Source organism: Pseudomonas putida, assembly GCF_050990305.1.
Classification (GTDB): Bacteria; Pseudomonadota; Gammaproteobacteria; order Pseudomonadales; family Pseudomonadaceae; genus Aquipseudomonas; species Aquipseudomonas putida_AH.
On the sequence record NZ_CP158817.1, the window covers coordinates 5,837,928 to 5,857,556 of the forward strand.

Sequence of the window (19,629 nt, forward strand, 5' to 3'; positions counted from 1 at the left end):
CGCTACCGATATTCCACTGCCGCACCTACAACCTGATGTGCCTTCTGCCTGTACGCACGCGCCTCGTACACCGCCTCGAGAAGGTCACCGGGCACAGCGACGGCCTGCCGATCATCCGTGGCACGAACATGCTCCAGCACAAAGACCGAATAGCCGACCAAAATAGTCAAACAATTAACACTGACAGATCACATTAATCTGTATCGCAATTGAGAACGCAAAAAGGGCTTCTTCCTAGAAAATCTGGCGCCACACCAAACTGACATAAAATAATTGAGACACGCTTTTTTATTATTGATGATTTATTGCGTATCACTTATAAAACCCTACCGACCAAAGCCCGTCCTTTAATGCAGGAGAAACAGGATGTACGTGATCCATCGCACTGCCTGCATCGCAAGAGCGGCGCGACTCATGTAGGAGCTGGCTTGCCCGCGATGAAGCCGGCTCCTACGAACCGGGCAACACAGCAACACCGCAACACGCTTCCTAACTACAAAAACAACAACGATGAATGAGCGACCCATGACCCAAGACGATATCGACACCATCAGCCGGCATCCGGACTATCAACAACTGATCCTCAGCAAACAGCGGCTCAACTGGACGTTGACCCTGGTCATGCTGGTCATCTACTACGGCTTCGTCCTGCTGGTAGCGTTCTCGCCCAGCACGCTGGGCCAGTCCCTGAACGGGGGCGTCACCAGCGTCGGCATACTGGTGGGCGTGATCATGGTGGTGCTTTCTTTTGCCCTTACCGGCATCTATGTCCATCGCGCCAACAACGTGATCGACCCGTTGAACGACAAGATCAAACAGGAGTGCGCCCGATGAGCCGTCTTCCTGCGTTGTTCCTGTTGCCACTGGCAGCGGTCGCGGACCTGGCCGTAGCCGCTGACGGCGCGACCCGCCCCCTGAACTGGAACGCCATCGGCATGTTCCTGGTATTCGTGCTGTTCACCCTCGGCGTCACTCGCTGGGCCGCCCTGCGCACCCGTTCGACCAGTGATTTCTACACGGCTGGCGGCGGCATGAGCGGTTTCCAGAACGGCCTGGCAATTGCCGGCGACATGATCTCCGCCGCCTCGTTCCTCGGCATCTCCGCCATGATGTTCCTCAACGGCTACGACGGTTTGCTCTACGCCCTGGGCGTACTGGCCGGCTGGCCGATCATCCTGTTCCTGATTGCCGAACGCCTGCGCAACCTGGGCAAATACACCTTTGCCGACGTAGTGTCTTATCGCCTGGAACAGACCCCGGTGCGTTTGACCTCGGCATTCGGCACCCTGACCGTGGCCCTGATGTACTTGGTGGCGCAGATGGTCGGCGCCGGCAAGCTGATCGAGTTGCTGTTCGGCATCGATTACCTGTATGCGGTGATGCTGGTCGGCGTGTTGATGGTGTTCTACGTGACCTTCGGCGGCATGCTCGCCACCACCTGGGTGCAGATCATCAAGGCGGTGCTGCTGCTGTTCGGCACCAGCTTCATGGCGTTCATGGTGCTCAAGCATTTCGGTTTCAGCACCGAGGCGATGTTCGCCGGCGCCACCGCCGTGCACGCCAAAGGCAGCGCGATCATGGCTCCCGGTGGCTTGCTGTCCAACCCGATCGACGCGATTTCCCTGGGGCTGGGCATGATGTTCGGCACCGCCGGCCTGCCGCACATCCTGATGCGTTTCTTTACCGTCAGCGACGCCAAGGAAGCCCGTAAAAGCGTGTTCTATGCCACCGGTTTCATCGGCTACTTCTACCTGCTGCTGATCATCGTCGGCTTCGGCGCCATCGTCATGGTCGGTACCGATCCGGCGTTCCGCGACGCCAGTGGCGCGATCATCGGCGGCGGCAACATGGTCGCCGTTCATTTGGCCCAAGCGGTCGGCGGCAACCTGTTCCTGGGTTTCATTTCGGCAGTGGCCTTCGCCACCATCCTGGCAGTGGTGGCCGGCCTGGCGTTGTCCGGCGCCTCGGCGGTGGCCCACGACCTGTATGCCTGCGTGATTCGCAAGGGCCAGGCCAGCGAACAACAGGAAATGCGCATGTCGCGTATAGCCACCCTGTGCATCGGCGTGCTGGCGATCATCCTCGGCCTGCTGTTCGAATCGCAGAACATTGCCTTCCTGTCCGGCCTGGTGCTGGCCATCGCTGCCTCGGTGAATTTCCCGGTGCTGTTCCTTTCGATGTACTGGAAAGGCCTGACCACCCGCGGTGCGGTGCTGGGCAGCCTGAGCGGTCTGGTCTCGGCGATTGTGCTGCTGGTGCTGAGCCCGGCGGTGTGGGTCAACGTCATGCATCACGACAAGGCGCTGTTCCCGTATTCCAACCCGGCACTGTTCTCCATGAGCCTGGCCTTCTTCAGCGCCTGGCTGTTTTCCATTACCGACCGTTCGCCACGGGCCGCACTTGAGCGCGGTCGTTACCTGGCGCAGTTCATCCGTTCGATGACCGGTATCGGCGCTGCCGGCGCCAGCAAGCACTGAAAAACAAGAATAAGAACAAGTTGGGTATAAAAATAATGAACCAAGCTCGTTTCACACCTGCACTGATTGCCACAATGACCCTGCCCATGGCTGCTCCAGCCATGGCGGATTTTTTCAACGACAGTCATGCCAGACTTGAGTTGCGCAACCACTACATCAATCGTGACTTTCGCCAGGAGAACGCGCGGCAATCAAAGGCCGCCGAATGGGCCCAGGGCTTCACCGCCCGAGTCGAGTCCGGATATACCGAAGGTCCGCTGGGCTTTGGCCTGGATGCATTGGGCGAACTGGGGGTCAAGCTCGACTCCAGTGCCGACCGTCGCGGCACCGGCCTGCTGCCGTTCGGCCGCACCAGCCTGGAACCCGCCGACGAATTCAGCGAGCTGGGACTGACCGGCAAACTGCGCGCATCCAAGAGCACCCTGCGCCTGGGTACCTTACAGCCAACGTTACCTGTGGCGGTGTACAACGACACACGCCTGCTCGGCTCGACCTTCCAGGGTGGTCAGTTGACCAGCCAGGAGTTCGACGGCCTGACGCTCAACGCGGGGCGCCTGACCAAGGTCAACCTGCGCGACTCATCCAACCGCGAGGATGTCGGTTTTGGCGCAGCCACCAGTGATGGTTTCAATTTTGCCGGCGGCACCTACGCCTTCACGCCGCAACTGAACCTGAGCTATTACTACGGCGAACTCGAGCAGATCTACCGCCAGCAATTCGTCGGCCTGGTACACACCTTGCCATTGCCCGGCAACTTCAGCTTGCGCAGCGACTTGCGTTACTTCGACAGTCGCGACGACGGCACCGGGCGTGCCGGGCGCATCGACAACCGCAACCTCAACGGCATGCTCACCCTGGGCCAGGGTGCGCACAAGGTCAGTGCCAGCTACCAGCAATTGTCTGGCGACAGCGCCTTCCCCTTCCTCAACGGCGGCGACCCCTACGTGGTCAACCTGGTGACGTTCAATACCTACACCCGCGCCGATGAAGACTCCTGGCAGCTGCGCTACGACTATGACTTTGCCGCCCTGGGCGTGCCTGGCCTGACGTTCATGACCCGCTACACCGACGGCAACCACGCCAAGGCTCCTGGCGTCGACAACGGCCGTGAATGGGAACGCGACACTGATTTCGGTTATGTCATCCAGAGCGGCCCGCTCAAGAACGTCAGCCTGCGCTGGCGCAATGTGACGTTCCGCTCCAGCAACGGTTTGACCACCGACATCGACGAGAACCGACTGATTCTCGGCTACACCTTGGCGCTCTGGTAAGCCTCCCCGGCCGGCAGCCACCACACTGCCGGCACTTATTACTGGCGGTACGGGCGTATCAATCAGCAGGGGTTAATACCTGGTTATTGTTGATGCTATTGACGCCTGCCTCATTAATGCGGCGTAGCCGTTACAGCCACCTCTACGCGGCTAGACCTTACGGATAACTGAACGCCTTCACCAACGTCAGCTCCCCCACCGTCCGCATCGGCACCACAAACGTTTCCATCTTCTCGCTCGGTGTTCCCTCTTGCGTAATCACCGTCACCTGCGCCGTAGTCAGCGGTTGAACCGCCTCTTCCTGCCCGTCTTCATCACTGCGATACCCTCCCCCGAAGTAGTTCACATACACCAGATACTGCCCCTTGATCGGTGCCGGCATGGCGAAGATTTCCGGGCCGTAGCCGGTGGTCACGTCGACGTCGAGTGCCGCGCCGTTGGGTGCGATGCGGTCGCCATACCAGATGTGGGCGCCGTCGGGGGTGATGAGGTGCAGGTCCAGGTCGGTGCCGTCGCTGTCCCAGGCCAACAGCACCCTTAACTTGGCGGGTGTCGCGCCACCGTTGGCGTTCAGGAACTGTGCGCGCTGGCGCTGTAAACCGTCAGGGCTGCGGACTTCGACGCTGTTGCTGCCATTGGGGAAGGAGAACGGGCGATCGAAGCGCCCGGCGGAGTCGATTTTCAGGGGCATGCTGACGCCGTTGACGATCAGTCGGCCGGGCTCACCCGATTTAGGTGTGGCTTTGATTTGCCCGGCGATGCGGGCGGTGTTGGCCTGACCCGTCGGGGTGTTGACCGAGGAGGCCGGGTAGTTGACGGTCTGGCGAAAAATTTCCCCCTCGCCTTCGGGGGCGCCAATGCGCCAGCCTCCGGCGGGCGTGTCGAGTTTGACACTGTCAGCAGCCATCGCCGGCGAAAGCGCCGCGAACGCGCAAAACAACAAGAAGACCTGTGGATAACGAAATGTCATGGTCTATTCCAACAAAAGGTGGCGGGCGAGGCCTTCGATGTAGGTTTCATCCTGGCCATTGGGGTGTGCTTCGAAGGCCAGGTGCAGGTATTCGTGGGTCAGGTCGAGACGGTCTTGCAACGACAGCACGCCACGCACGTAGATGCGCCGGCGTTCGCGGTCGACGTAGGGCCGGCCAAACGCCAGGCGGCAGACGGCGAAAGTGCTGACTTCGTTGTAGCCGGTTTCACTTTCCAGTTTCGGACGCCAGCCGCTTCGCTGTTTTTGCAACCACTCCTGAGCGGCGGGCAGTGTTTCGCAGGAGGCGACGGGGTTGTCCCAACGGCTGAGGCTGGCGCGTGGGTACGCATGAAGCAGGATGGCGTCATAGCGTTGACCGCCACGGGCTTGTTCGATGGCTTGCTGCCAGGACAGCTTGTCCGGGCCGGGTTGATCGGAGTGGTAAGTGACGCGGCTGCCCGCCAGCACCAGATCGCTGGTCCATGCAGCGATATGGCGCGCTTCGTCAGACGCCGGGCGTGGAGCGACACGCTGGCGCTGGCTGCTGTCGTCGATGCTCAGGCACTCGCCATTGCGCGTGGCGTTTTGCAGCAGGTAGGTGCGGATGGCCACGGCCAGAGCTTTGGCCGCTTCAGCAGGCTCTGGTGTAGCTTCGCGCTGGAGCACGCGAGCGACATACTCTTCGCGATCCAGACGAGCGACGAGCTTGTCGTTGAGTAAAAACAATTCGCCGTCGCTGTGGATATTTAGCTGATTGCCGTTGGCGAATTCGACGCGATAGTCACCTCGCAACGGACCCGAGTCCGCCTCACGGCTACCCGACAGTACCCGCTTGAGTGGATAGCGCGAGAACAGACTGACTTCGACACAGCGCCCCGCGTCGGTTGGCCACTGCACAGGAACGACAGCCGATAGCGCCACGGCATGATCGCGCAGAACCCGCTGACTGGTCCCGCGCCCACCGGCCCAGATCGGCGTGCCATCCGTTGTCCATCCGGCGAATCCACCCTGACGCGAAGCAGCGTCCCGATCGTCCAGCCAACTCCAGGTTTTCACCCGCAACCGACTGCCGAGTTCGCCCACAACGTTGCCGTCAGCTGCGCTCAACACCACATCGAGTAGCACACGCCGGGCCTGATCCTGTGCCGGCATCAGCGCCAACATGCGCAGTAACTCAGCCACCGGGACCCGGGTAGCCGGCTGCAATGAGGGCAAGTTCAGCAACCACTCCGGCGCTTGCCGAGCGAGCCAATACGCTCGCCAGGTATCAACGGAAATGCCCAAGCGCGCCGGCTCGAAATACAGCCCGCAGGATTTCACCAAGGCCTGATCCCGCTCGATCTTGCCGCCTGCCGTACAGCAATAAACTTCCTCTTTCGATTGCCCACGGCACTCATACGCCGACTCACGGGCGCCGGTGTCCACCAGCCAGCTGTAAACGAACAGCTTCCACACACTGCCCAATGGCGTCTGCAAGGTATCGGGCAACGGCTCGCGGGCCAGCAGTTGAGTGCGGTTCAACGACAACAATTCGCCCTTGAACGCCAGACGCAAAGGCTCGCCCTGCGCCAGGGTCAGCGCAGGAATCAAACACAGCAGCCAGCAAAGCAAAGACCGGCACATGTCAGTGGACCGTGACCTGACCGAGCGCCGGTTTCTGTTCTTGAGCCTGATGTTGTGGCGCATACACCTGAGTGAATCGCACCGGCGGTAAATTGAACTGCCCCTTTTGCGAGAAGCGCACCAAATGCCGCAGACGCAATTCGCCACTCAGCGCATCCACCGGCACTGCATAGGCCAGTTGCCCCGGTTCGAAACGAGCCTTTTCCAGCGCAGTGGGTTCAGTGCCGGCCTTGCCCATCAGCTTGATGCCCCAAGTGGTGCGCTCGACATCGGCACCCGGTGGCAGCGGCACTTCAAGCATCCCGTAACGCAACGGTTTGGCGGCCTTGCTGGTGAGGATCACTTCGTCCAGGTACAGACTGTCGCTGGACAACGGCGTGCTGCCGACCGCTTCGAGTTTGAAGGTGAATGCTTCGTCCCCTGGCACCAATCGCGACAGGCGACGAGTAATGGTCACGGCCATCGGATCAATCGGTGGCTGACGGGTCTGGAAACTCAACGCCGCGCGCAGCGGACGTTCCTGGGTCCCGCTCAACGACAATACCGCTGGTACCGGCGAAGCCCCCTGCCAGGTCCAATACACCTCACCGGTATCACCGTATTTTTTCTTCCAACCGTCACCCGGCGCCAGGGCGATGGTCGGCGAAGCCTGTTCGATGCTGCGTTGCAACCAGGTCAGCGCCAGGGCGCGTTCCAGGGTCGATTGCTGTGGCAGCAGACGCTGGAGCAATGCTTGAGCACGGGCCTGATCGAACGGTTGCAGTGACAGGTCCAACGCCTCGGCAAACGGCTGAGAACTGACCGCCAGTCGCTGCTGCGCATCCGCCAGTTGTCGATTGAAAGCCTCCGGCAGCGCGACCTTCGATTGCTTGGCCAGCGATGCCGCCAACACCCGAGCCGCCGCCAGACCCAGCGCGGAATCGGGATCGCTCATGACCAGACTGTCTGCACCGTCCTCCATCAGGTTCCCGGCATTACCCTCGCCCGCTTGCGCCAGGTCTTCCATCAAGCCAGTGAGCAAGGTGTTCACCGGCAATTGCATTTGCCTGGCGAACGACAGGATCAGCGCCCGTTGCAACAGCGGCGTGTTTTTCGCCTGTTTGGCGTAGACCTCCAGCACCCGCAACCAATGTTCCGGTGGCAGGCTCAGTTCCAGCACTTGGCTGGCGTGCCAGTCGGCGTAATAGGCGTAAGCGGTGAGGAACGCATCCGGTTCACCGTCCATGCCCCACCAGGTGAAACTCGCCGAAGGCCCGGCCATTTGCACCAGACGCAAGCGGCTGTTCTGCATGATCAGGCGCAATCGATCACGGATCTGAGGATTCGACGACAGGGTCGGATAGGCGATGCTCAGCGGCAGCAACTGACTGGCAGTTTGCTCGACGCCACCGTAGGGGTAGCTCAGCAGATCATCCAGCGCCGAACGGAACAGCGCTTGCGGGCTGTCATCCAGGCGCAGGCGAATATCGCTCGCATCCGTTGGCAGGGTCAGCGGCGTCTCACCCGTGGCCACGTCCAGGCTTTGGCTCTGCGTGACCTGCCAACCGTCACCGGTCGCGCTCAAGCGCACGGCCAGGGCATCGGCGGTTTTACCGTTCTGTACCAACTCGGCGGACCACTCACCATTACTCAGCGCAAACGCCGGTAGCGCAATGTAGTTGATGCCGCTGTTGAGCGTGACGGGAACACGTTGCTCGCTGCCCGCGTAGTGAGTGACCAGCTCGGCCTTGACCGGATTTTCAGCCTGACTGAAGGCAAACACACCGAGATCCGGTTTATCCCCCGCGCGGAATTTGCTCGGCCCGCTCCACTTCAGGTACAGCGGTTTTTCCGAGCGCACGAACTGCTTCTTCTGCCCGACCTGACCGTCATCAGCAATGGCCCGGGCGGTGATGCGCCAGCGGGTCAGCGAGTCCGGCATCTTGAAGGTGAAGCGAGTCTTGCCGTTGGCATCGGTCAGCAGCTCCGGCTGCCACGCAGCAGTGTCGACGTCTTCACGACGCGGCCGCTCCAGCACTTTCACCCCGCGCTCGCTGCGATTGGCCTTGCCCGGTGCGCCAGGGCTGCCCGGCAACGCGACGTCGTAGCTGATGAACGACAGACTGGCACTGGTGCGCACGTTGTTGCGCCGTGGGTGGTAGAAGAACTGGTCGATGGTCGGCGCCACTTCCGGTTGCAGCGCGTAGACCATTTCGTCGACCACACTGACCGTCACATGCGTCGGCACTGGCTTGCCGGCGAACTGCGTACTCAGGTCCACGGATACCGTGTCACCGGGTTGATAAGTGTCCTTGTCCGTGACGATGGCCACGTCGATTTGCGGTGTAATCACCTTGATCCCGGCGTTCTGGAAACTGTATTGGCCGCCCTTGGTGTACAGCACCGAAAAGGTCAGGTTCGGCGCAAAGTTGTCCTTCACCGGGATGCGCGCGCGGTACTGGGTATCGCTGAGCTTTTCCATCTTCAGCCAGTCTCCGCCCTTGGACAGCAGCGCCGTGGCCTCGACCTTGTCGCGCTCCAGTGACAGCAGTGCATCGCTGACCGGCTCGGGAAAGGTGATCAGCGCCAGGGCTTCATCACCGGCCTTGTACTCGGGTTTGTCGAGGACGATTTCCACGGTGCCAGGCACTGCTTTGACGCCGTCGCCGGTAACCGAATGCCCGGTCGCGCCAAGGGTTCGGCCATGGTCATCCCTGAGCGTCAGGTTGTAAGTGCCGGGGCGCTCGAAGGCCAGGGTGAAACCTTTATCGGTCGCCGCCAGCTTGCCTTCGCCGGTGCTCTGGTCTTCCAGGCGTACCCACCCGTAACTGCTCGGCGCGACCGTGGCGACAGGCTCGCCTTCATTGGCGTTGGCGTAGCTGAATGCAACCTTGTCGCCCACCCCGCTGAAGCGTTGCGGTGCGCTCAATCGGAAATTCGCCGCGCCGCGATCGATGAGGATTTCCTTGGTGGTCTTGACCCGATACGCCGCGCCGTCACTGGCGAACACCGTGAGCATGTAGCGACTCGGTTTCTCGGCGGCCGGCAGATCGAGGGTGGCGTTGCCCTTGGCGTCGGAGGTCAGTTCGGTACTGGTCAGCTCCACCGGGAATTGCCCGAGATACTGCAACTCGTTGTCGACCATCGACAGTTGCTGGGCTCGCAGACTGAGGCTGAGTTTAGCGTTGGCCACCGGCTTGCCGTCCGGGTACAGCAACACCAGATTGCCTTTGACCGGCTCGCCGGTACGGTAATCCTGCTTGGCCAGGTTCAGCGAAATCTCGAAGTGCGGCTTGATGTATTCCGCCACGCGAAAGGCGCTGCTGTAGGCCTGATCCTTGTAACTGAAACGCAGTTCATAACCACCGGCCACGGCATTGTCGGGCAACTGGAAACGGCCTTGGGTGCCCGCCTTAGAATCGAGCTTCAAGTCCAGGCTTTGCAGCGCTGTACCGGTCGCATCCAACACCGTCACATTGACGTCGGCGGCAGCGGGCTGCACCGAATCCCGGGCATTCTTGAACTCGCGACCGACGATTTTCAGCGACACCCAATCCCCTGGCCGATACAACGGACGGTCGGTGAAGGCATAGAGTTTGGTGTCGTAGATTTCGCTGTCGTAGTAGAAGTTTTCCGACACGAAAACCCCACCCTCCTCGTCCTCGCCGATCACAAATGAACGCTCGGGGCTGACGTGTTTCAGGCGCAGCAAACCATCGGCATCGGTGGCACCGCTGCTCATCACACCCAGGCCATCGGTCCACAACACATTCACCTTGGGCACTGAACTGCCCTCGTGTTTGCGCGCCGCCCATACCAGCAACTCGTCGCCGGCAATTTTGCTCACGGCCACGGTGTTGGAAACGAAGACCATAGTGGTCGCGCGGTACTTGCCGATCAGCGCTTCCACCAGGTACAGACCCGGTTTCAGCTGGCCCAACGGGATGTAAACGTTACCCGGCGCGACGCTGACAAATTCGCTGGAAGACCCGGCCAGGTTCACGCCCTCGGGCGGTTGGATCGGCTTGGCTTGCCACAGCGGATAACGGAATTGACTGACCACCGGCAGGCCCGGAATCAAGGCGAACTGCGGTTGCGCATCGTAGGGCGTCGGCGCGGCCATGGCGGCGCCCATTTTCAGTTCCGGTACTTCTTCAGTGACCTGTTTACGCGACTCGTAGGAAAACGCCCGCTGCATGACCCGACGGGATTTTCGGTACCAGTTGTCCCACAGGTAAGCCAGGGTGTTGGACAGGCCTTCGCCCTTGAACTGGCCATCGCTGACCACGCGGTGCAGGTTCTTCTGGCGCTTGAGGAAGTCCAGCGGCTTGTCGATGCGATATACGCGGATGTCGGCGCCGCCATAGGGCTCCATGCGGAACCGCCGGTAATCACGACCGGGCGCTTCGAGCCGTACCATCGCCTGTTCGTCACTGGCAAAACTGCTGTCGGCCAACAGGAAAAAACTTTCACCGGCCACCGGCGTGTAGCCGCTCGGCTCGACGGTGTCTTCGGCCTTCACCGCCGAAAAAGGCAACACCAAAACCAACAACAGAGGCAGTAAACGCAGCATGCGGGCACCGATCATTGGGAGAGAAAATTCAGTCGATAAACGCCGATGAAGTTGGGGTTGGCTGCATCGGGTATCCATCGGGTGTCCTTCCATGTCATGAGTTGTTGCAGGCTTGCCGAACGCATGCCGTTGTCGGTGGGTGTGGTGGTGCCGGTGTGATAGGCGATGTAGCGGCCCATCCAGATCATCAGGTGCTGGTCATCGCCCTGATCGAAAAACATCAGGTCGCCGGGTCTGGCCTGAGCCACATCGCGACCCACCAGATGGCTGTTGAACTGAATCAGTTTGATCGCATTCACGTAGGGCCCGACCTTGCCACCGCCCTGTTGCCATTGCTGGGCCAGGCCTCGCTGGGCGTCGCTCAGCTGCAACTCCGGCGGCAGGTAGCGATTGGACAGGCCGTTGCTGCGCAGCCATTTGTCATCGTGGACTTTCAGTGCTTCGTTGGCGGCAAAGCGCACCAGCCCGGCGCAGTCCTGCTGATACCAGCGCGGGCTCGGGCCCTGGCTCAGTTGCTCCTGGGCGATGCGCACGAACCAGGCACGGAACACCTGGGATTGCTGCACATCCAGAGGCGGTATCTCACTGGCCTTGACCCCTGCACTTAGCAGCAGGGCCAGCAGAAAGAGGTTTCGTATCAACCCGGTCACAGCGCTTTCCACTCCAGCGGCAGCCATTGCCAATGGCCGTCGGGTTCGCTGCCTTCGGGCAGGGTCAGGGCGTACTTGCTGTAACCGCCGAGGGTACGCAGTTTCGGAATCAGAAAGGTTTGCGCGGCGTTGTAAAACACCGGTTCCATGTCCTGGGGCAGGCTGTCGAGGGTTTCCCGCTGCATCAGCTGCGCCATGGCCTCCGGGCCGAAATAGACTGGCATCAGGACATCTTTGGGCACCACATCAGCCATCGGTGGGAAGCGCTTGTCGAGAGTGCCGAGGGCCTTGTCCACCAGTTTGTCATCGAGGGAGAACAGCAGCGTCGAACCGTGGCGTGCCAGGCTCACGCGCATGAAGGCCTTGCCGGTGATCGCGTCCGGGTTGTCGGCCTCTTTGGCTGCGTAGGAGCCGAAGTTGGAACTGACCTGACGCTGCCACTGATGCGCCCGGCCTTCCTGCTTCTCCACCACCGGGAACGCATGCTCATCGACGTTGCTTTCATAGGCACCGACCATCGAACCGAACAGCTTGCCCAGATCACCGTCGAGACTGGCGCTGTTTTTGTCGTTCAGGCTGGCCACCAGCAACGGCGTGTACAGCCGCGAATCGGCGTACCAACACAGGCCTGCCGCACCGGCCATGTGTTCGGTCAGGGCCTGGGCCACTTTTTCTTCGGCGCCGAGTTTGACCAGCAACGGCTGCTGTTGCTCAGCAGCCAACGGCAGGGCCACGCAAGCGCTGGCTCCCATGGGCATGGCTTGCCAGACCGGTTTGAAATCGAAATCCGGCTGGTTTTCCAGCTCGTCCATGGCGAGGAAGCTGTGCCAGCCCTTGTCATCCATGTCGAAGCGCAGGCCTGCGAAGTTCGGGATGAAACGCTGATACCCCATGGCCAGGACACTGGCATTGACCGACAACCGCTGTTTGACCTCCGGCGCCCTGGGCTCCAGGCCAAAGGCTTCAGGGAACAGTTTGTCGCCTCTGAGTAGCGCGGCGATTGCCTGGGTCGAGACACTGCCCGCCTCCGGCGTCACGCCGCTTTGCGGGTCGTAGAGTTTGGTCGGGTTCGACAACACCACCAGTTTGTCGCCATGGGAGGCGAACATCAGCGCCTTGCTGGCGTTGTAAGTCAGCTGATAAAGCGCCACGTCATCGGCGCCGACTTTCACGTCAGCGATCTTGCTCAGTTGCGAATCATCCAGCGCTACTTTCGCCAGTGGCTCCAGCACCTTGGCCAGACCACCGCGATCCATCACCAACAGGAAATCCCTGAGCCGCCCATCCGCCCCGCGCCACAGCGCGATGTCGGCCGGTTGATCGAGCAGTTGCTCGATCAAGGTGTCCTGCAACTTCAGGTCATGCTCGTAAATGATTCGCCGCAAACTGCCGATCAAGCCGAGGCGATCGGCATGGGTTTCGTAATAGAAGACGAAGTCTTCAGTCAGGGTTTGCTTGAGGAACGGCACCGTCAGCAGGTCCTTGGGCAACTGGCTCAGGGACCGGGTTTCCAGCAAGCCATCGGGGCGGCTCATGCCCAGCTTTTCTGCCGCCAGTTGCGGTGCCGGGGCCTTGCTTTTATGCATCAGCCAGCCCATGCCAGCGGCTACGCCCGCGATCAGACACACTCCAGCCATGATGGCTGGCCAGCGGCGGGACGGTTTGACGCTCGGTGTTTCGGCGGCCGGGGCTGCTGCCGGTAGATCGGTGCTATCGCTCATGAATACAAACCCAAATCATCCGTGGTGCGGGATGCTTAATAGTTGAAAGTCTTGACCAGCAGCAAGTCGCCAATCGCGCGCAGGGGCACGATGAAAGTCTCGCGTTTCTCGTCGACGGTGTTTTCGTTGAGCACCAGGTTGATCTGCGAGGTGATCACCTCATTCTGGTTGCTGGTCTCATCGAAGTTATAGCCGCCGCTGCCGAAGTTGCCCCAATAGTTCACGTAAACCAGATAGGTACCGTGTAACGGTGCGGTCATGGTGAACATTTCCGGTCCGGGACCGTCGACACCATCCGGATCGAGGCCGCCACCGTTGCTCATCGCAGGTTGCGCCCAAAAGGCGTGCTGACCATCGGGCGTAATAATGTGCAGGTCGAGTTCGGCTTTCGGATCGTCCCAACCCAGCACCAGGCGAATCCTCGCGGGGGTGCGCAGGTTGTTGGCCTCATAGAATTGAACGCGCTTGAGCGAATGGCCTTCGGCACTTCGCACCTCGACACTGTTGGAGCCAGCGCCGAACGCGTAGGGCCGGGCGAAACGGCCTTGATCGTCGGTGTACAGGTTCAGTGGATTACCGTTGACTGCCAGGGTGTGGGGACCCCGTTGCGTACCGATGGCCTTGAGCTGACCCTGGATCATCGTGCGATTGCGCTGCACGCCACGGTCGATGGGTGGCGTGGGATAGGCGACCTGCGGGTTTTCGGTGCGGTCCAGCAACCCGTTGAAGCGCCAGCCGCCCACCGGTTCCGACAACTCGGCACTGGGCGCCGCCAGAACCGGTGCACAGACCCAACCGATCAGCAGTAAAAGAAATGCACGCATGTGATGCCTCCTGCCATGCCTGACGAAACCTTGCGCCTGATCCTCGGCGCGTTACAGAGATGAAAACTGCGTTTCGTCTGAAAGACCCGTGAAGAGTGGGTCGTCGATGGCGCGAAGGTTAGACAGTCCATCCGCTCCTAACAATCAGATACGTCCTACATTGTGGTCCGATTCACGATTGTTGATGGGTAGTGAGCCGAATAATTCGTGGTGTCAGGTTCGTTCCTTATTTTGTGGCGGTGCGACGTTTCGCTAAATCCCCTCGCCACAGTTCCGGTCCGCCCAGGAAACGGTGGCCGAAATCCCCCGCTCATTTGCCCATAAACCCCCTATCTGCTAGTGTCGCGCCGGTTTAACGTCTACCGGAAATCGCCGCCATGGCCCGCAAAAAAGCTGCACTGGATTTCGAACAGTCCCTCGCCGACCTGCAAACGCTGGTGGAGCGTCTGGAGAACGGTGAATTGTCGCTGGAAGACTCGCTGACCGCTTTCGAGCAAGGCATCGGCCTGACCCGCGATTGCCAGGCGGCACTGGCCCAGGCCGAGCAAAAGGTTCAGGTGCTGCTCGAGCGTGATGGCGAGTTGGCCGAGGAACCCTTCGACGCGGATCAACCAGAATGATTGCGGCGTATTCGGCGACCAGCCAGGCCCGGGTCAACGCCGCCCTGGAAACCCTATTCACTGCACCGGGCCCCGAGCTGGCGCGGCTGTACGAAGCCATGCGCTACAGCGTGATGAACGGTGGCAAACGCGTGCGTCCACTGCTGGCCTACGCCGCCTGCGAAGCGCTGGGTGGCAAGGCTGAGCAAGCCAACGGTGCGGCCTGCGCGGTGGAACTGATTCACGCCTACTCCCTGGTGCACGATGACTTGCCGGCAATGGACGACGACGATCTGCGTCGCGGCCAACCCACCACCCACAAGAAATTCGACGAAGCTTGCGCAATCCTTGCCGGCGACGGTTTGCAGAGCCTGGCTTTCAGCGCCCTGCTCGACCCACGCCTGAGCAACACCGACGCGCAGATTCGCCTTGAGATGGTCACCGCCCTGGCACAAGCCGCGGGACCGGCGGGCATGGTCGGCGGCCAGGCCATCGACCTTGGTTCGGTCGGCCTGAAGCTCGATCAGAAGGCGCTCGAATACATGCACCGGCACAAGACCGGCGCGTTGATCGAAGCCAGTGTCAAACTCGGCGCCCTGGCCAGTGGCCGTGCCGAGAACAACGAACTCCAATCCCTGCAGACTTATGCACAGGCCATCGGCCTGGCGTTCCAGGTCCAGGACGACATTCTCGACGTCGAAAGCGATACCCAAACCCTGGGCAAACGCCAGGGCGCCGACATTGCCCGCGACAAGCCGACCTACCCGGCCTTGCTCGGCCTCGACGCTGCCAAGGCCTACGCCCTGGAGCTGCGCGATCAGGCGCTGCACGCGCTGCGACCGTTTGACGCGGCCGCCGAGCCCTTGCGCGATCTGGCCCGGTATATCGTCGAGCGCCGCAACTGACGGCGTATCCGCCAAAAAAGACCAACGCGTGGGCAGGGACCGATGCATCAGGTAAACTGCCGCATCTTTTATACCTATAACGATTCGCCTGATGCCCACGACGTTTCATGAGATTCCCCGCAAGCGCCCGACCACGCCCCTGCTCGACCGCGCGAATACGCCGGACGGCCTGCGCCGGTTAGGCGAAGCCGAGCTGGAAACCCTGGCCGATGAGTTGCGCCTGGAATTGCTCTACACGGTCGGTCAGACCGGTGGGCATTTCGGTGCCGGCCTGGGCGTGATCGAGCTGACCATCGCGCTGCATTACGTGTTCGACACCCCGGACGACCGGCTGGTGTGGGACGTGGGTCATCAAGCCTATCCGCACAAGATCCTCACCGGTCGCCGCGACCGTATGGGCACTCTGCGCCAGAAGGACGGCATCGCCGCGTTCCCGCGCCGGTCCGAAAGCGAATACGACACCTTTGGCGTCGGCCACTCCAGCACCTCGATCAGCGCCGCGCTGGGCATGGCGATTGCCGCCCGCCTGCAAAACAGCGATCGCAAGGCGATTGCCGTGATCGGCGACGGTGCCCTGACCGCCGGCATGGCGTTCGAGGCGCTGAACCACGCGCCGGAAGTGGACGCCAACATGCTGGTGATCCTCAACGATAACGACATGTCGATCTCGCGCAACGTCGGTGGCTTGTCGAATTATCTGGCGAAGATCCTTTCCAGCCGCACTTACGCGAGCATGCGCGAAGGCAGTAAGAAAGTGCTGTCGCGGCTGCCCGGCGCCTGGGAAATCGCCCGTCGCACCGAAGAATACGCAAAAGGCATGCTGGTGCCCGGCACGCTGTTCGAAGAACTGGGCTGGAACTACATTGGCCCGATCGATGGCCACGACCTGCCGACCCTGATCGCCACCCTGCGCAACATGCGCGATCTGAAAGGCCCGCAGTTCCTGCATGTCGTCACCAAGAAAGGCAAAGGTTTCGCCCCGGCGGAAGTCGACCCGATCGGCTACCACGCCATCACCAAGCTCGAACCGCTGAACGCCCCGGCCGCCGCGCCGAAAAAGGCCAGTGGACCGAAGTACTCCGGCGTGTTCGGCGAGTGGCTGTGTGACATGGCCGCTGTCGATCCGCGCTTGGTCGGGATTACCCCGGCAATGAAGGAAGGCTCCGACCTCGTAGCCTTCAGCGAGCGCTTCCCGCTGCGCTACTTCGACGTGGCGATTGCCGAGCAGCACGCCGTAACCCTCGCCGCCGGCATGGCCTGCGAAGGCGCCAAACCGGTGGTGGCGATCTACTCGACGTTCCTGCAACGTGGTTACGATCAGTTGGTGCATGACGTGGCGGTGCAAAACCTCGACGTACTGTTCGCCATCGACCGCGCTGGCCTGGTAGGCGAAGACGGCCCGACCCATGCCGGCAGTTTCGACCTGTCGTTCCTGCGTTGCATCCCCGGCATGCTGGTGATGACCCCGAGCGACGAAAACGAACTGCGCAAAATGCTCACCACCGGTCACCTGTACGAAGGCCCGGCAGCAGTGCGCTACCCACGCGGAAACGGCCCGAACGCGACCATCGAGAAAGACCTCGAACCGATCGAAATCGGCAAAGGCGTGGTTCGCCGCCGGGGCAGCAAAGTCGCCCTGCTGGTGTTCGGCGTGCAACTGGCCGAGGCATTGAAAGTCGCCGAGACGCTGGATGCCACCGTGGTCGACATGCGCTTCGTCAAACCCCTCGATGAAGATTTGGTGCGTGAAATCGCCGCCAGCCACGAACTGCTGGTGACCGTCGAAGAGAACGCGATCATGGGCGGTGCGGGTGGCGCGGTCAGCGAGTTCCTCGCCCGGGAAAACATCCTCAAGTCGGTACTGCACCTGGGCTTGCCGGATATCTACGTCGAACACGCCAAGCCTGCGCAGATGCTGGCCGAATGTGGGTTGGATGAAGCCGGAATCGAAGCGTCGATTCGCGAGCGCCTGCAACTGCTCAACATTTAAACGCAACACCCTGTTGTAGGAGCCGGCTTGCTGGCGATAGCGCCCTTGAGGACGCCATCGCCAGCAAGCCGGCTCCTACAAAGACTGTGCGCCCACCGATTCCTGCGAATAAACCATGAAACTCTCCCCCCTCGCCCTGACGCTGGCCCTTCTGCCGTCGGGTCCGCTGCTGGCCGACACCTTCGAACGCGACCAGGCCCTGAAACTGCCAGACGTACTGATCAGCGCCAACCGCCAGGTCGAAGCCCGCAACGACAGCAGCGCCGCCAACACCGTGTTTACCCGCGAAGACATTGATCGCCTGCAACCCAACAGCGTCACCGATCTGCTGCGCCGGGTACCAGGCGTGCAAATCGCGCAAACCGGTGGGCGCGGCAGTCTGCCGGGGGTTTACATCCGTGGTACGCAATCGGCGCAAAGCCTGGTGCTGGTGGACGGCCAGCGAATCGGCAATTCGACCTCCGGCGACAGTAACCTGCAGCACATCAACATCGAACAGGTCGAGCGCGTGGAAGTGCTGCGCGGCTCACGTTCGGTGATTTATGGCAGCGATGCGATTGGCGGCGTGATCCAGATCTTCACTCGTCGCGGCAGCGAGCCTGGGTTGCGACCGCAGCTGCACGTGGGCGTTGGCAGCAACCAGACCTGGGAACGCAGCCTTGGCTTGTCTGGCGGTGATGAACAGACCCGCTTCAACCTCGGCGCCAGCCTTGATGAAACCGCCGGGATCAACCGCACCCACCAGTCCTATCCCAGCGATGGCGACCACGACGCCTACCGCAACAAGTCGTTTAGCCTGAGCCTCAGCCATGCCGTGAACGACGACATCGAAATCGGCGCCAACCTGCTCGATAACCGTGGCAAAAGCGAATTCGACAACCCGTTCGGCCGCTTTGACCTCAATACCTTCGAGTCCGTCCAACAGCAGCCCTACAGCGAATTCGACGTCAGCAGTCTGAGCAGTTATATCGATGCACGGGTTAACGACCTGTGGAAAACCCGCGTGGAATTCGGCCACAGCGAAAACCGCGAGGAGACCTTCGATAAGCTCAGCGATGAACGCAGCGTGTTCAACACCTACCGTGATTCGGTCAGTTGGCAGAACGACCTGAAACTGGATGAGCGCAATAGCCTGCTCCTGGGCGGCGACTGGTACGAGGACCGGGTCAACAGCAGCACGACCTTCGACGAAGACAGCCGCTGGAACCGCGCTGCTTTCGTTCAGCATCGCTACCGCACCGACAGTTTTTCCACTGAGCTGGGCTTGCGCCGCGACCAGAACCAGCAATTCGGTGGCCAGAACAGCTGGAGCGGCACCTTCACCCTGCCGCTGAATCCGGATAACGATGTGCTGCTGACTTACAGCGAAGGCTTCCGCGCACCGACCTTCAACGACCTGTACTACCCAGACTTCAGCAACCCGGACCTCAAGCCCGAAACCTCGAAAAGCTATGAGCTGCAATGGCGCAGCCAATTGACCGAAGACAGCCGCCTGGAGGCCTCGCTGTACCGAACGGACCTGAAAGACGCGATCATATTCGGCAGCAACTCACGTCCGGAAAACGTCGCTTCGGCGCGGATCAACGGATTTGAAGCGGCGTTGAAACAGCAATTGTTCGGTTGGCAGAGCAATCTTGGCGTGGCGATCATCGACCCGCGCGACCGCGACACAGGGCATACCCTGGCCCGCCGCGCGCGTCGTACCCTGAGTCTGGATGTGGATCGACAGTTTGATCGCCTGGGTCTCGGCGCCAGTTGGCAGGCTGTCAGCAGCAGTTATGACGACTTGAACAATCAACAACCCTTGGGTGGCTATGCCTTATTGGGGTTGCGCAGCAGTTGGGAGCTCAATCGCGAGATCAAGCTGGAGCTGAAGGTGGATAACCTGCTGGACAAAGATTACAGCCGAGTGTTGTACAGCCATGAAGGCAATCAGTATGGGTATCGCGAGGAAGGTCGGGCGTGGATGTTCGGGGTGACCTGGACGCCCGAGATCTGACCTAAGGTCATCAGTGTTAACGCGGGCCTCTTCGCGGGCAAGCCTCGC

13 protein-coding genes are annotated in these 19,629 nt (G+C 61.0%); 7 read left to right on the plus strand and 6 right to left on the minus strand.

Translation table 11 applies throughout. From position 1 onward, the window contains the following. Positions 1-525: 525 nt before the first annotated feature. Genes ABTV22_RS26560 through ABTV22_RS26570 form a run of 3 tightly spaced genes read left to right on the plus strand, consistent with a single transcriptional unit; the run spans position 526 to position 3,748 of the window. Positions 526-834: a DUF485 domain-containing protein gene (locus ABTV22_RS26560; protein ID WP_433737329.1), complete on the plus strand. Its 309-nt coding sequence runs from the start codon at positions 526-528 to the stop codon at positions 832-834. After that, positions 831-2,477: a cation acetate symporter gene (locus ABTV22_RS26565; protein WP_433737330.1), complete on the plus strand. Its 1,647-nt coding sequence runs from the start codon at positions 831-833 to the stop codon at positions 2,475-2,477. Before ABTV22_RS26560 ends, ABTV22_RS26565 begins: the two co-directional genes overlap by 4 nt. A gap of 35 nt (positions 2,478-2,512) precedes the next feature. Then, positions 2,513-3,748 carry an OprD family porin gene (locus ABTV22_RS26570; RefSeq protein WP_433737331.1) on the plus strand — a complete coding sequence of 412 codons (1,236 nt, stop codon included), beginning with the start codon at positions 2,513-2,515 and terminating at the stop codon, positions 3,746-3,748. A 157-nt stretch (positions 3,749-3,905) separates the two neighbouring features. On the opposite strand, the gene ABTV22_RS26575 is transcribed toward ABTV22_RS26570, so the two are convergent. Genes ABTV22_RS26575 through ABTV22_RS26600 form a run of 6 tightly spaced genes read right to left on the minus strand, consistent with a single transcriptional unit; the run spans position 3,906 to position 14,088 of the window. Next, positions 3,906-4,718 (minus strand): YfaP family protein, encoded by an 813-nt coding sequence (locus ABTV22_RS26575; RefSeq protein WP_433737332.1) that lies wholly within the window; start codon positions 4,716-4,718, stop codon positions 3,906-3,908. A 3-nt stretch (positions 4,719-4,721) separates the two neighbouring features. Continuing rightward, the gene (locus ABTV22_RS26580; protein WP_433737333.1) at positions 4,722-6,341 is read right to left on the minus strand and encodes a DUF2300 domain-containing protein; all 1,620 of its coding nucleotides are present in this window, start codon (positions 6,339-6,341) and stop codon (positions 4,722-4,724) included. A 1-nt stretch (position 6,342) separates the two neighbouring features. Next, positions 6,343-10,908 carry an alpha-2-macroglobulin family protein gene (locus tag ABTV22_RS26585; protein ID WP_433737334.1) on the minus strand — a complete coding sequence of 1,522 codons (4,566 nt, stop codon included), beginning with the start codon at positions 10,906-10,908 and terminating at the stop codon, positions 6,343-6,345. Continuing rightward, positions 10,905-11,570, minus strand: coding sequence for a DUF1175 domain-containing protein (locus ABTV22_RS26590; RefSeq protein WP_433737335.1), 666 nt, complete (start codon positions 11,568-11,570; stop codon positions 10,905-10,907). The genes ABTV22_RS26585 and ABTV22_RS26590 overlap by 4 nt, the downstream gene beginning before the upstream one ends. Then, entirely contained in the window at positions 11,540-13,264 is a 1,725-nt protein-coding gene (locus ABTV22_RS26595; protein ID WP_433737336.1) for a DUF2138 domain-containing protein, read from the minus strand. Before ABTV22_RS26595 ends, ABTV22_RS26590 begins: the two co-directional genes overlap by 31 nt. 35 nt (positions 13,265-13,299) lie before the next feature. Then, the gene (locus ABTV22_RS26600; protein ID WP_433737337.1) at positions 13,300-14,088 is read right to left on the minus strand and encodes a YfaP family protein; all 789 of its coding nucleotides are present in this window, start codon (positions 14,086-14,088) and stop codon (positions 13,300-13,302) included. A 377-nt stretch (positions 14,089-14,465) separates the two neighbouring features. Here ABTV22_RS26600 and ABTV22_RS26605 point away from each other — a divergent pair, with 377 nt between their 5' ends. From ABTV22_RS26605 to ABTV22_RS26620, 4 genes are all read left to right on the plus strand, one after another. Continuing rightward, positions 14,466-14,708 carry an exodeoxyribonuclease VII small subunit gene (locus tag ABTV22_RS26605; RefSeq protein ID WP_007894317.1) on the plus strand — a complete coding sequence of 81 codons (243 nt, stop codon included), beginning with the start codon at positions 14,466-14,468 and terminating at the stop codon, positions 14,706-14,708. Next, entirely contained in the window at positions 14,705-15,592 is an 888-nt protein-coding gene (gene ispA / locus ABTV22_RS26610) for a (2E,6E)-farnesyl diphosphate synthase (protein ID WP_433737338.1), read from the plus strand. The genes ABTV22_RS26605 and ispA overlap by 4 nt, the downstream gene beginning before the upstream one ends. Before the next feature lie 91 nt (positions 15,593-15,683). Further along, positions 15,684-17,582 carry a 1-deoxy-D-xylulose-5-phosphate synthase gene (gene dxs / locus ABTV22_RS26615; RefSeq protein ID WP_433737339.1) on the plus strand — a complete coding sequence of 633 codons (1,899 nt, stop codon included), beginning with the start codon at positions 15,684-15,686 and terminating at the stop codon, positions 17,580-17,582. A gap of 115 nt (positions 17,583-17,697) precedes the next feature. After that, positions 17,698-19,581 carry a TonB-dependent receptor domain-containing protein gene (locus ABTV22_RS26620; RefSeq protein WP_433737340.1) on the plus strand — a complete coding sequence of 628 codons (1,884 nt, stop codon included), beginning with the start codon at positions 17,698-17,700 and terminating at the stop codon, positions 19,579-19,581. The last annotated feature ends 48 nt before the right edge of the window (positions 19,582-19,629 follow it).

Bases quoted from the DNA above. Each gene is read 5' to 3' on its own strand.
- ABTV22_RS26575 (WP_433737332.1), bottom strand. From the start codon at position 4,718: ATGACATTTCGTTATCCACAGGTCTTCTTGTTGTTTTGCGCGTTCGCG.
- ABTV22_RS26565 (WP_433737330.1), top strand. From the start codon at position 831: ATGAGCCGTCTTCCTGCGTTGTTCCTGTTGCCACTGGCAGCGGTCGCG.
- ABTV22_RS26590 (WP_433737335.1), bottom strand. From the start codon at position 11,570: ATGGCTGCCGCTGGAGTGGAAAGCGCTGTGACCGGGTTGATACGAAAC.
- ABTV22_RS26595 (WP_433737336.1), bottom strand. From the start codon at position 13,264: ATGAGCGATAGCACCGATCTACCGGCAGCAGCCCCGGCCGCCGAAACA.
- ABTV22_RS26600 (WP_433737337.1), bottom strand. From the start codon at position 14,088: ATGCGTGCATTTCTTTTACTGCTGATCGGTTGGGTCTGTGCACCGGTT.
- ABTV22_RS26580 (WP_433737333.1), bottom strand. From the start codon at position 6,341: ATGTGCCGGTCTTTGCTTTGCTGGCTGCTGTGTTTGATTCCTGCGCTG.
- ABTV22_RS26570 (WP_433737331.1), top strand. From the start codon at position 2,513: ATGAACCAAGCTCGTTTCACACCTGCACTGATTGCCACAATGACCCTG.
- dxs (WP_433737339.1), top strand. From the start codon at position 15,684: ATGCCCACGACGTTTCATGAGATTCCCCGCAAGCGCCCGACCACGCCC.
- ABTV22_RS26605 (WP_007894317.1), top strand. From the start codon at position 14,466: ATGGCCCGCAAAAAAGCTGCACTGGATTTCGAACAGTCCCTCGCCGAC.
- ABTV22_RS26620 (WP_433737340.1), top strand. From the start codon at position 17,698: ATGAAACTCTCCCCCCTCGCCCTGACGCTGGCCCTTCTGCCGTCGGGT.
- ABTV22_RS26560 (WP_433737329.1), top strand. From the start codon at position 526: ATGACCCAAGACGATATCGACACCATCAGCCGGCATCCGGACTATCAA.
- ispA (WP_433737338.1), top strand. From the start codon at position 14,705: ATGATTGCGGCGTATTCGGCGACCAGCCAGGCCCGGGTCAACGCCGCC.
- ABTV22_RS26585 (WP_433737334.1), bottom strand. From the start codon at position 10,908: ATGATCGGTGCCCGCATGCTGCGTTTACTGCCTCTGTTGTTGGTTTTG.